Below are 12810 nucleotides of genomic sequence, written 5' to 3'. Positions count from 1 at the left end.
CATGGAAATTCCTTCAATAGTAAAAAATTCCAGTCTAAAAATTTGTTTGAAGAAGAAAGGTGACCTTGCGACAGCTAAGGATGACGGTCAATTGGACACGGTATCGGTAGGGGTGGATGGGACCGTGTTAACGGCTGACTCATCGCATCCCTCTGGATTTAAATGGGTAGCCGGAACTGGTTCGAGTGGTTCAAGCAACTGGGGCGGCATTTTGGGGAACCTCAACAATCAGACTGACCTGGTGAATGCCTTAAACGGCAAAGAGCCAGCCAATACCAATATTCAGGCACATATTGCCACCCCCGGGAATCCGCATGGGACGACTAAAACTGAGATCGGTTTAGGTAGTGTTACCGATGAGGCCCAGATTCCCAAAAGTGTCGGCACTAGTAAAGGGAGCCTTATTGCCTTTTCTGGTTCCGCCACGCCGGTGGAAGTTCCGGTAGGGGCCGATACCAAAGTCCTCACGGCGGATGCCACCCAGCCGGCAGGAGTGGCCTGGAAGGATGCCCCGGCAGGGACTGCCGCATGGGGCAGCATTGCGGGGACCCTCAGTACCCAGGGGGACTTACAAACGGCTTTGAACAGCAAGGAGCCGGCTAACGCCAATATTCAGTCGCACATCAGCAGCACCGTCAATCCCCACAATGTTACCGCAGCCCAGGTGCTTCCAGACCAGACCGGGAAGAATGGCAAGTTCCTGACCTCCGACGGCAGCGCGGTCTCATGGGGCGATCCCTCGAGCGGAACCCCGCCGACCGGTAGCGGCTTCCGTCACGTGACCGCTGGCGTTGAAGACTCCACTGCCATGCTGGTGGCGGACGTCGACGTGGCCCCTGCCGCGGCTATAACTGAAAGCAAGCTGAGCCTCAATTACCCCACCCACTCCAACGCCAACGACCCAACAGTCGACCAGAAAGTAGCTCTGGGCGGGACCAGCGGCACCCCCGGGGTCGGAAACCTCTACGTGACAGATGCCGATCCGCGCAATACCAACGCCCGGACCCCCATGGTCCATGGCTCTTCGGTCCACACTGGCACTATCGGGACTCCGTCTCAAGTGGGCCTGGGCAATGTCACTAATGACGCGCAAATCCCCAAGAGCCTCGGTACCGGGAAAGGGAGCCTCGTCGGATTTTCCGCTTCCGGCACGCCGATAGAGGTTGGCCCGGGGACTGACGGCATGGTATTAAGCGCAAACTCAGCGCTGGGAGCGGGTCTTGGATGGGTGAATTCAGCGATACCGGCATGGTCAACAATTACCGGCAAGCCGCACAAAACCATAGGCGATCCGGCACCGTATAACACCTTGGATGCAGCTCTGGCCGCGATACCGCCAGCAGGCACCACGATCATCGTCCCGGCAGGTCTCGATGCATCAGCTCGCACCTTGTCTGTTAATCGCACACTGCCTGCCGGTGTTACCTTACAGGTGATGCCGGGAGCGCCGATTATTATTAATTCCCAGGTGCGCCTTACAATTTATGGCACTGTCCAAGACTGCAACTACCAAATCTTCGTTGATAATAACATCTATGATTACACCCCCAAAGTCGTAACTGGCGGGACCTTTACCAGTGGGGTGCCACTTGTCGTAACTATACCGGGTCATGGTTTTCGGGACGGAGAATTTGTTTTTGTTGCATCCACTAACGGCTGTGGAATCTGGAAAACAACTGGCCTTTCCCATAACTACTGGTTTGTCAGTTTAATTGCAGGCCAACCAGACTCATTCAACCTTAAAGGACCAGACGGAAATTTCGTAAATGGAAATGGTAGTAGTCTGAACCTTAATATCGATACTATCCTTGCGCGTGAAGCCTGGGGAGTTAAGTTCATAAATAGTACTCAGGGTTATGTGAGACCGGAATGGTGGGGCGCTATTGCTAATGGTGGTGAGGGGAATTACACGAATAATAACAGAGCTATTAACCATGCCATCAATAACGGCATTTATCTTGAAGTCGATGGTTGGAATGTAGGACCACATTTGGCCGTACAGTTTGCTTCTGGAAATTATTTTGTAGACGGCACACTTTATTTGCAAGATGGAAGTATCTTGCGGGGTGTAGGCATGGGTTGGCAAAGCGCCCTTGCAAATGGCACCTTAATCACCTCAAAAGGAAGCGGCACAAGGTTCATATATATTGACAGTGCCACAGGTTGCCAAATTTACGATCTTAATATTTCTGGCAATGTCGACTACCAGAATACAATCGAAGTTGGTACTTCTGGAAATTGGAAGTCTAATAATACGCGTATCTCTCGGGTGCATGTTGGCAGTGGATCGGCTTGGGCTATCTATTGCAGCGACCATGGCATGATGACCTACATTGATAATATCGAGGCAAATCCAAGTTCAGGTGCTGGAGGCGTCCATATTTGCTCGGATTCAAAATTTGTCAATAGTCGTATCACTGGTCCAGATATGATTGGTGTTTATACAGATGGTAGTGTTGGAGTTTGGTCATCTTCTGCAATGTTACAAAACAATATCATTGAATGTTGCGCTATCGGCGTAACGTTAGATGACGGCATTTGTAATCATGTACAAGGCAACTGGATAAGACAGTGTGGAACTGCCATTAGCACAACCCCCACTGGGAATGTGAGAATGATGATTATTGGCAACCAAATTGGCGGCGATGTACTTGGTATTTATGCTCCCAGCCGGGTATTGAACAAATGCCTCATAATCGGTAACAAAATGTCTTCTCCTACTGCGTTTGACACGCAGGGATTCACGGACAGCATTATAACCGGTAATGATTTTTCTCTTAATACTAAAGCTATCTTTAACCCTGCCAGCCTTTCCGCATCCGGCCCTGGGCAATTTTATAATAATATCGGCATAGATGTTGGGGCGATCCCATATCTACTGACTGGGGCTTTCCCCTATAGAGCAGTAGCTCTTACTGCGGATAAATTTACGACCAAGAATACCGCAACCACCAATTACCAATGGTTTGAAAACTCCATCGCTCCTGGCCGCAAGTTGGAAATTATGCTCGGAGATACTTATACAACCTTTTTGCAATTTGCGGCTCGTCAAGCAGGGCAAGCACAGATAGTTTATGGTTACACGACCGCGGCTGGATTTTCGGCCAACAATTACAACTCGGCGTCATTTACAGCGTTTTCAAGCACTGCGGCTGTAGGGGATTGCCTCTATGTGGGAGATCTGAATCCTCTAGTTGGAGTAAAGTTTTGGGTAAACACCCCATCCATCGGCAATGGCATCGTGGCCGAATACTATGATGGGTATGAATGGGTGACACTCACTACCCTCGGAGCGAACATTTTCGACAAACCCGGATATCAGGTATGCACATGGTATCCGCCGCAGAAAAATTATTTCTCGCTGCTTCCGACCAACCCTGGTGTGACAGTTGATGCCGCCGCAAAAACTTTTACCTTGCTTGGGTTGAGTTCTTGGTTACAAGCCCAATACCCCCTAAAAGTTGGGGATTACGTCATCACCTCTGGTTTTGCCGCTGCTGGAAAAATTAGAAAGGTTTCCGGAGCCCCCACTGCGACTGGGACTGGTTACAGTGTTGGAGACATCTTAACCATCAACACTGCTGGAAGTAGTAGTGACGGGACCGTCAGAGTTGACGCCGTTGATGGCAGCGGTGGGGTGAAGGCTGTTAGCTTAGTGTCGGCCGGCACTTCCTATACAATAGCCAGTAACCACACCACTACCTATGGTGGGGCTGGAACGGGCTGCCAGATAAACATTCTGAACTCTGGCAACAACGGCAAATTCAAAGTCACGGCAATCACCAACAATGTTCTCACTACGGATGATGCGAATTTGGTTGGTGAGACAAAAACCGGCACGACTTTCGCGCAAGCTGGTTGGAAGGCTGAAAACAATTTTAATGCAATTGGTTTGCCTTGGAATCCATCGAGTTATGCTCTAGCTTATCTAATGCGGTTCAGAGTGACCGCAGGTGGTGGCGGACAATGCGTTATCGGAGACGGAGCTAAGACCCCGCAGTATAGTTACCTCTATTTGAAAAATGGCGACTTTGGACCGACCACCGATCCTGCTAAAAAAGAGACCATCACCTTTAAGGAGCAAAATGGAGTTTTTGTGGAGCAGAGTCGGACAACTGTACCGTCTCCTGGGATTCTGCTTTCATCCCTCACCATCGCAGCCGGCACAACTAATGGCAAGATGAAATCCACGGTGGCAGGATGGCTGGCAATTAATGGCGTGACGTATCAAAAAGCCATTTCTGATCCCGCTGGCCTCTGGGACTTGACCGCCTTGAGAACGGGAGCGGGGGAGTACTGCAAGGTAGCCCTTTGCCTGGACATCAATGGGGCCGCCTCTGTGGTAAAAGGTAACGTGGCCGCTTCTCAGGCAACAGCTTTGGTTCCCAAAGCAGGTTCCTCAGTCATTATCTGCGGGATTGTAGAATTGGGGCCTAATTATACGGGAGGGGCCTTGGCTGGAAATGTTTTTTATGATACCCCAGGTTTATCATTGTGCATATAACCATAAGGGTTTGTTAGCATTATTGTGCCGCCGGACCAGCAACTGGAGGGGCCACGACGCGTGGCCCCTCCAGTTGCTGGTGTTATGGGTTTGGTATAGGAGCGGCGTATTCCGGTCTTGGCTGATCTACCGGTTTTATTCGGCTTCCCCCGTTAGGAGATCCCTGGATTGCTCCGCTATCCTTTTGTGACCAGAATCCGCATCGTGGGTATTACTTACAGAGATGCTTTTCAGCCAGAAATCGGTACAACACCCCTTTTTGTTCTTAGGTGTGATGCTTCGTAGGAAAAAGGAGTGTGGTGCAGATATCATGATTTCCTGAATTCAGAATCATTGACCATATTTTAAAAACCTGGACCACCACCCTTTTCTGGGTTGCGCCAGACTTTCCGGGGAAAGTGAAGCTTCAGGGGCGGGCGCCAGGGCTTCGCCGGAGTCTTCCGGAAGCTGGAATGGCTCGGCCCGCATTGGCGAGGTCATGAATTTGGTTAGCACCGGAACCAGCTGGCAGGTCATTTCCAAGACCAACCCTTCCAATCGAGTTACCCGTCCAGACAAGTCGGACACGGTCGCGTGCAGCCCATTGGACTGACCGGGAGTGACGGCTTCGACTCTTTCCGAAGTGACTTCCGGAGTCAAAGACGGCGACGATTCCTCTGACGATTCTCCCCCAATATCCTCCAGGCTACCTCCCTGGGCGGTAATAACCAGGTCGATAAACTCCCCATCAATTTCGTGTCTGCCCTCGGCGAATCCGGCCACCAGAGCCAGATCACACCAGGCATTGATCCGGCGTGGCACGCCTTGAGTATAATCATAGAGTTTATCTAACGCCGAGGCGGTAAATATGCCACTGCCTCCGGCCCGAGCCAGGCGGTACCGAATATACTCTTTGGTTTCATCCTCATCCAAAGGTCGGAGATGATAATGAATGGCTACCCGTTGAGCCAGTTGCCGGAGGGACGGGTGCCTCAAGCGATCTCTCAGCCCGGGTTGCCCCACCAGGATCACCTGGAGCAGGGGCTCTTTCTCAGTTTGCAAGTTTGACAGAAGGCGCAACTCCTCCAAGGCCTTGGGGCCCAGGTTCTGGGCCTCATCAACCAGAAGCACGACGCGTTCACCGCGGGCGTAAGCCGAAAGGAGGAATTGATTAAAGGCACTGAGACGTGCGGCGCGACCGGCGCCGAGAGGGTTGCGAATCTCAAATTCCTTCAGAAGCACATCAAGGAGATCTTCAGCTTCCACTGAAGTCTGATACAGGACTCCCACCCTCTGGCTGGCCTCTTTTTCCCGTAATAAGGATTTTATCAAGGTGGTCTTGCCGGTGCCCACTTCTCCTGTGAGCACCACAAACCCCATCCGTTCCTTGATGCCGTATTCCAGGTAAGCCCTGGCCAGTTTATGCTGGGACCCCAGGAACAAATAACTGGGATCCGGTACCAGGGTGAAGGGGCGTTCCTTCAGTCCGTAATATTCTTCGTACATAGGCTCATTTCTGCCAGGGTAGAGTGAGGGGTTTTTGAGAGTCCTGATCCCGATAGTATTTGGGATAATAGTCGTAGGACATTGGCATGGTGTCGATTTTATTGAGCACAAAGCCCAGTACCGGAAATTCTTTGAGCAGGTCCATGGCGTGGGCGATTTCTTCCCGAGGCGTTTTGCCGGACTCCACCACCAAAATGATGCCATCCACCAGTGGGGCGAAGGCCAAGGAATCGGCGTAGAGCAAAGGGGGCAAATCAAAGAGAACGTAGCGGTCCGGATAAAAATGTTTCAGTTCCCGAACCAAATCCAACATCCGGGGAGAACTAAGGAGTTCGGCGGAATCGTGGGTCGCGCTGCCCGCAGGGAGCACCACCAGATTGGCCAGGCCCTCCGGATGCACCAGGGAGTCTGCGATAGGGTAGCCTGAAATCAAGAAATCCATGAGCCCCGGGCCCGAGGGCAGATCCAGGTAGCGGTGAATAGACGGATTGCGCAAATCACCATCCACCAGCAGCACGGTCTGTCCCACTTTTTGGGAAATGGCTATGGCCAGATTGATTGCGGTAAGAGATTTGCCCTCGTTGGGCAAAGGGCCGGTAAACATCAGGGTATTCCGATGTTCTTTCTTGGTGCGATGCAAGACGTGGGTTCGCAACAGCTTATAGGCTTCCAACAGAGTCTTATCACTGCCGTTAACAATTAAGCGATTTTGGCGAAGCATCTCCATACTAACGGCTATCTTGCGGGTATAAGTGTAATGGATTTCTCCTTGAGTCTCGCCAAACCCCGCCATCTCTTCCAGATCAGGGAAAGGCGCCTGTGGCAGCTCTTGACCGGTGGGGAGTTGAGGCTCCACTGTTTTGTGATGCAAGGACTTGGCTTTTTCTAAGGCTTTATTTATAAAACTCACGGTCGTATCTTCCCTGGATTAAGGTTAGCTAAAGAATTCAACTCCATGCCCCTACCAAGATCGTGCCGGTCAGGTGTATTTTCCAGCCAGCCGCAAAAGTCTGGCAGTGAGTATCCAGAGGTCCATGTAAAGAAGATGAAACAAGACCAGTCCGATGATCAAGGAAGAGCAGGAAGCCATCCAGATCAATTTGCGTTTCCGACGCGCCTGGACGATGTCTTCCTCGGTCTGAATCCGGATAATGGATCCCAATACGGGTAGGCCGGTGAGTCGAACCAAATCATCGCTGTCTTTTACCGAGTGGTCCAAATGCTCCACCAGGGCGACACTTCCAGCCCCCACTCCCAGGCTACAGAAGATTCCGGCCAAAAGGATTAACAGACGGTTGGGGGAAACCGGTTTCTCGGGGTAACTCGCCGGGTCAATGAGGGTAAACTTCTCCCCCTTCTGATGCTCTTCCATACCTTCGGCGATGCGGGCCTCCAGGATTTTGTTCATGACCTCCTGGTGTTTGGCATGGGCATTTTGATAATCCCGCATGAGGGCCATATACCCCTGTTCCACCTTCGGAGCATCCTCGAGACGCTGCCGATACATCCGGATTTTGCTTTGCAAGGCGGCTTGCTGGTTGCGAAACGCGCTGATATCGATCTCGGCGGCCTTGGCCTGGGTGGTGAGACTGATGAACGCCGGATTCTCCGGTTCGGTGGTGAATTGAGAAGCACTGGGCTTGCTAGGTAATTGTTCAAGATTGGCGATTTCGGCATTCAGCTTTTTTACTTCAGGATGCTGGTCGGAGTACTTCCCCTGTTTCTCGGCTAATTCGTTTTTAAGGTGGGCAAGTTTCTTGCGGCGCGCCACGGCGCTCCCGGAAGTTGCTCCGGGTAATTTCTTGAGTTCGCCAATTTCCCGAAGCACCTTGCGGATATCAGGATGGTCGGGAGAAAACTTCGACCGGAGGTCGGCCAAGACAACTTCCAGGGCCTTGAGGCGCTCGGACGGCGACAAAAGCTTTTCCCCGGAGCCGCCGGTGTAAGTAGTATCCGGACTCACTGTGGCGAGTTGCCCTTCTATGTAGGTTTTCCGCTCCTCAGCGTTGCGAATATTGTTTTCCAGTTGCTTTATCTCGGTATCCATGCGTGCAACTTGTTCCTGGTTAAAGCGTTGCTGCTCAGGCAGCAAGCCCTCATTTTGCTCTTTGAAGGCGGTAATTTTCTTCCCCAGATTCTGTATGCGCTCATGCAATTCCTTCAGTTCCGCTTCCAAGAATTTGGTGGTGGATTGGGCTTGGGCTTCCCGGGTCTTGAGATTTTGTTCAAGATAAAGGGATGCTAACGTTCCGGCCACCTTTTGCACCATCCCGGGGTTATCTCCCTTGTAGGCAATGGAGAAGGCGATGGTCACGGCGGGTTGCCCCCCCCGTCGTTTTTTCTGATCTCCCACCTCGGCGCTGATGGTTTCGAGCCTGATATTATCGCGCATCTTTTCCAGAATCTCTTCCCGGGTATATTTTTCTTGGAGTTGAGGATAGAGCTTGAACTGTTGAATAATCTCCCAGAGTTTGACGCGAGACAGGATCTGCTGGGTCAGGCTCTGGATCCGCTGATCCGCAAAGCCTGTCACCGTGGACCTGACAAACTCCTGAGGAATTTGCTGTTCCTCGATTAAAATGGTCGAGCTCGATTGATAGGTGGCAGGCCAGAGGTAAGCGAACAGGGCGGCTACCACAAAAATCGTCAAGGCAGGGATGATAAAATACTTTTTCCTGCTTTTAAAAATCGCTACATACTGTCCGAAATCGGCTGCTTCATTTGGCATCATACTTTGTTCCTCTCGGGTGCCGAGGGTACCTAATTATTCTTGACAAATAGGCTATGCAATAATCATTCCCTAGATCAGTTCCGGTTGATAAATATCATGGATCCGTATTAAGCCCAAACAGCGTTGGCTCAGCGGATCCACCACGGGTAAGACAGAAATCTGCGAGGGGCGATCTTCCATCAGCCGGGTGGCCTCTTTTAAACTGGCCTGGGGGGAAATAGTGGTGGGTTGGCGCGTCATGCATTCTGCGGCCCGCAAGCCTTGGATCTCTTCGTGGGTTAGGAGAACTCGCCGCAGGTCGCCGTCAGTGACTATCCCCAGGAGCAGATGCTCCTTATCCACCACGCACGCCGCTCCCAGGGGGTGATGGGACATGGCGATAATTACCTGGCGCAAGGGGGTTTCCGGTTTCACCCAGGCGACGGCTTCATCCTGGTGCATCACATCCGCCACTTTCAGCCAGAGATTCCGGCCCAATTGGCCGGCGGGGTGGAAGCGGGCAAAATCTTGATCAGTAAATCGACGAGCCTGCATCAACGCCACTGCTAAGGCATCCCCCAGGGCTAATGCCGCAGTTGTGCTGCAGGTCGGCGCCAGGTTGAGGGGATCGGCTTCTCTTTCCACCCGGGCATCCAGGACCACATCGGCCTGTTTGGCCATAGGAGCGTTGAGGTTGCCCACGATGGCGATTAAGGGAGAGCAGAATTGTCGCAAGATGGGGATTAGCCGAAGCAATTCCGCGGTGCTGCCGCTTTTGGAAATCAGGATGCTGGGGTCCCCAGGGGTATAGATCCCCAAATCGCCGTGGACCGCCTCGGCAGCATGGAGAAAGACCGCCGGGGTTCCGGTGCTTGCAAGCGTAGCAGCAATTTTCTGGCCAATATGGCCAGATTTTCCAATCCCACTCACAACTACTTTGCCCTCATGTCGGAGCAAAAGCTCTACTGCTTCGGTCAAACTATGATTCAGCCGAGCCGCGACCGCAGCTAAGGCCTTGGCTTCGTTTTCCAAAACAGTCCGGGCGATTTCTAGCCAATCCGGCGTTGGAGAGTTTGTTGGAAATTTTTTTAGCATAAGGCACTCGGAGTTAGGTGTCCCTCTTGCAAAGATACTTTTGCAGGTTATGGCTAATTAATAATTAATCTAGCGTTATTTCTGATAATGAATGGGGTAAGTGTAAGAAAATTGGATCCAGGCAACATGATTATGTGCCGATGAACCGGTGTCGGTCAGGCTCGCGTTATTCGAAAAACTGTATCCGGGTGATACTGAAAAACGTTCAGTGATCCTATAACTAAGCGAGGGGCTGACATTATAGTAATTCCATTCGCTGCTGATATCTTGACTCGACTGATTGCTAAGAGAATAACTCCCGCTCAAGCCGGCGCTCAATTTCTCTGTAATATTATAACCTATAGCCGCGAATAATCTGTTCACCTGATAAACCGCCCCATAGGCCGAAGCTTGTTGACTCATGCTACCGCCACCGGTCACGGTCAAATTGGTCCAGCGGTAACTGGTAGAGAAATTAACATACGGGGACACACCTGAACTATTAAGTCTTTTAGTCTTCACTGAAGTAAAGAACGGGAACTGCGAAGAATCCAACACCTGGGTATCAAAGCTGTAGAAATTTATATTTGCTCCAGACATGAGGTTGGCATCCCAGCGTTCGGAAAACTTATGATTTACGCCTCCATAAATCCCTATGGATTTACTGTAATTACCGCCGGGATAGAGCGTTTCACTGACGTTATTATTGCTAATGAGTGAGGTCTTCTCATTTTTTAATAAATAAGTAAAGTTCAGACCCGCTTGGTGGCTGGTATAATCGGTAAATTGGGACGCCTGGTAAAGCACCCGGTTAAAGCTGTAGTTGGCCGTGGCAGAAAGGCGTTCCGTGACATTGTAGGTGACTCCCGGACCGGCATAGAAAGATTGACGCGGGGTGCGGCCGATTACCAGCCCGGAAGTCTCTAATTCCTGAACCAAAGTCGAATCATTGATATAGGTGGTATTCAATGACAGATTCACCTTGGGAGTCGCCTGATATCGCCCATTGATTTGGTAATTTTGGTCGATATGGTCGATGTCACTATGGCTGATGTAATGCTGGCCCAGTAGTCCCAAATGTCCCTGTAACTGACTGATTTCCGTAGTGTAGTTAAAGTCAACGGCTGGCTGCAGGGAGAAAACATAATCGCTAAGCACGTTAGTAGGCGACAGATTCAAGTTGCTGTTAAATTCGGACCGCTGAGTGACTGAAGGCACGATGGACCAATCAGCTGATACGGCCATATTAACCATTCCCATGCTCATGATGATTACCAGTCCCGCCAGCCCCCAAGTTTTAGTCCCCATATCCCCCCAATCTCTCCCTTTCCGTTAAGGGACGACCACCACGTCCCCCGGTAAAAGCGTTCGATTCTGCTCCAACATGAACCCCCGCGCCACGTCTTTATAATTGAACGGATAAGTCTCTTCTTTACCGCCCACTGACCTAATTACCATGATCGAGCCGGGCGAGGCGAAAGGCGTCAAGCCGCCCGCCATGGAGATGGCCTGCATGACATTGACAGGCTTGCCTGTCATGAAATCCCCCGGCTTGTTGACCTTACCGGTCACGTAGATCTTATAATTCTGAGCTTTGAGGAGAATGACGGTTACGTGAGCATCCGTCACATACTTTTCGAGGCGTTTGAGGATGTCTTCCTGGAGCTGCTTGACGGTACGCCCGGAGGCCTGAACCTCACCGATCAAGGGGTAGGTGATCTTACCGTCGGGCCGCACGACCAGCTGCTTGGTCAGGTCGGGTTCTTTCCAGACGGAAATTTCAATGGCATCTTCCGGACCCAAAAGATATTTGTCCTGATCCGGATCGGCCACCGTAGCGGCCGCAGCCTGAGCATCGGTGAGGTGGCTTGTTGCCGGCGGGGTGCAGCCGGATATGGCCACCAAGCCGAGTACCACCACAACTGCACTTAAGAACCATTGCCAGCTGTGCTGTGAAGAGAGCCCCATCAATCTTAGACCTAACATGTTAGGCCTCCTATTTTGCCCGCCATCGAGGCTATTATAATTGATCATAAGAAACTCTCAATCCTTTTTTGTAAAAATTTTGTTCAGATTGATGATAAATCAACCGTATTTTCCGGCCCCGCCATTCTGACGCTTGCAGAAGGGAACCAGCACGTTACTGCCAAGATTGCAATTTGAGGGCCAATTTTGGAACTGTTTAAAATTGTTAATTTAAATTGAATCAACCGGTAATTGCGAGTTAGGTAATGTCTCAAAAAGTGAACAACTGTCCGAACAGTTGATCATCATTGTTCTCAAGTGAAACATGGTATTGGAAAAGGCATGAAAGCCTCGGTGGCGCGAGATCCGTCGGGGAGTCCGCCGAATGGCGGTCTGTTGAGAGAACCTCACGGCTTGACAGGAGGAAGGCCGCAAGCCGTTCGGCCTTGCTTCGAGAGATCATCAGCGGGTGAAGGGCAGCCGCCTGGGGCCGCTCTCTCCTTCACCCGGCTTTTTCCACTACCTTGAAGGCGGCGACGTAGCAATCTGTTCCAGGTTGCCCTGTAAGTCGGTGATAATCAACCGCCCGGAAGGCAGACGCCAGGCCCGGACATCCCCTTCGCTCTGGGCGTACAGGGACGGCACAGGAAAGACCTCCGGCAGATTAGCCTGGATTTCCAGCAACGGACTGCCCAATTCTCGATCTTGGCCTGCAGGGCACTGCTGGTAGGTCACTCCTTCTTTCACCAGAACTTCCTCGAGTTCCTTGCGCTCTGAACCGGCTTGGGTGACATATATAACCATCTCTCTTCCTCCTTCAGTCAATAGCCCGGCATTGCCATCAACTTCTTAGGGTGGTGAAGGCACCTGCAGCTTCAAGGGGATTCCTGATCCGCTGAACCGGGATTTGTCTTGAAAGGTAAGAAAAATTTGAGCGATGTCAATGCCGCCCGTAGCAAAGCGCAACTTACTTAGTAAAGAATAAAAAGCGCTAGACGTGGCTGATGCGGGCAATATTTCCGTGGTGCGGCAGACAGAGCAAAGGGGATGGAGCACAAGGGCCGGCAGCCGG

At 51.4% G+C, this 12810-nt stretch carries 8 protein-coding genes; 1 reads left to right on the top strand and 7 read right to left on the bottom strand.

Going from position 1 to position 12810, the window contains the following annotated elements; translation table 11 throughout:
- The first annotated feature begins 1 nt into the window (after position 1).
- A complete protein-coding gene (locus WC600_04385) occupies positions 2-4504 on the top strand; it encodes a hypothetical protein (GenBank protein ID MFA4901964.1) in 4503 nt (1500 codons plus the stop codon).
- 330 nt (positions 4505-4834) lie between these two features.
- Here WC600_04385 and WC600_04380 read toward each other — a convergent pair whose 3' ends face one another.
- The 7 genes from WC600_04380 to WC600_04350 all read right to left on the bottom strand — a co-directional run bounded on the left by WC600_04380 (position 4835) and on the right by WC600_04350 (position 12542).
- Positions 4835-5989: an AAA family ATPase gene (locus WC600_04380; protein ID MFA4901963.1), complete on the bottom strand. Its 1155-nt coding sequence runs from the start codon at positions 5987-5989 to the stop codon at positions 4835-4837.
- A 4-nt stretch (positions 5990-5993) separates the two neighbouring features.
- Positions 5994-6899: a CpsD/CapB family tyrosine-protein kinase gene (locus WC600_04375; protein MFA4901962.1), complete on the bottom strand. Its 906-nt coding sequence runs from the start codon at positions 6897-6899 to the stop codon at positions 5994-5996.
- A gap of 69 nt (positions 6900-6968) precedes the next feature.
- Positions 6969-8720 carry a GNVR domain-containing protein gene (locus WC600_04370; protein ID MFA4901961.1) on the bottom strand — a complete coding sequence of 584 codons (1752 nt, stop codon included), beginning with the start codon at positions 8718-8720 and terminating at the stop codon, positions 6969-6971.
- A gap of 69 nt (positions 8721-8789) precedes the next feature.
- The gene (locus WC600_04365; protein MFA4901960.1) at positions 8790-9794 is read right to left on the bottom strand and encodes a KpsF/GutQ family sugar-phosphate isomerase; all 1005 of its coding nucleotides are present in this window, start codon (positions 9792-9794) and stop codon (positions 8790-8792) included.
- A gap of 75 nt (positions 9795-9869) precedes the next feature.
- Complete coding sequence (locus tag WC600_04360; protein ID MFA4901959.1) at positions 9870-11081, bottom strand: outer membrane beta-barrel protein; 1212 nt, start codon at positions 11079-11081, stop codon at positions 9870-9872.
- A gap of 24 nt (positions 11082-11105) precedes the next feature.
- Positions 11106-11759, bottom strand: coding sequence for a polysaccharide biosynthesis/export family protein (locus tag WC600_04355; protein MFA4901958.1), 654 nt, complete (start codon positions 11757-11759; stop codon positions 11106-11108).
- Between the two features lie 498 nt (positions 11760-12257).
- A complete protein-coding gene (locus tag WC600_04350; protein MFA4901957.1) occupies positions 12258-12542 on the bottom strand; it encodes a hypothetical protein in 285 nt (94 codons plus the stop codon).
- Positions 12543-12810 lie beyond the last annotated feature (268 nt).

This window comes from Desulfobaccales bacterium, assembly GCA_041648175.1.
Classification (GTDB): Bacteria; Desulfobacterota; Desulfobaccia; order Desulfobaccales; family 0-14-0-80-60-11; genus 0-14-0-80-60-11.
The sequence above is the reverse complement of the archived record's forward strand: the minus strand, read 5'-3'. Positions and strand labels throughout refer to the sequence as shown.

Bases quoted from the DNA above. Each gene is read 5' to 3' on its own strand.
- WC600_04385 (MFA4901964.1), top strand. From the start codon at position 2: ATGGAAATTCCTTCAATAGTAAAAAATTCCAGTCTAAAAATTTGTTTG.
- WC600_04380 (MFA4901963.1), bottom strand. From the start codon at position 5,989: ATGTACGAAGAATATTACGGACTGAAGGAACGCCCCTTCACCCTGGTA.
- WC600_04370 (MFA4901961.1), bottom strand. From the start codon at position 8,720: ATGATGCCAAATGAAGCAGCCGATTTCGGACAGTATGTAGCGATTTTT.
- WC600_04365 (MFA4901960.1), bottom strand. From the start codon at position 9,794: ATGCTAAAAAAATTTCCAACAAACTCTCCAACGCCGGATTGGCTAGAA.
- WC600_04360 (MFA4901959.1), bottom strand. From the start codon at position 11,081: ATGGGGACTAAAACTTGGGGGCTGGCGGGACTGGTAATCATCATGAGC.
- WC600_04355 (MFA4901958.1), bottom strand. From the start codon at position 11,759: ATGTTAGGTCTAAGATTGATGGGGCTCTCTTCACAGCACAGCTGGCAA.
- WC600_04350 (MFA4901957.1), bottom strand. From the start codon at position 12,542: ATGGTTATATATGTCACCCAAGCCGGTTCAGAGCGCAAGGAACTCGAG.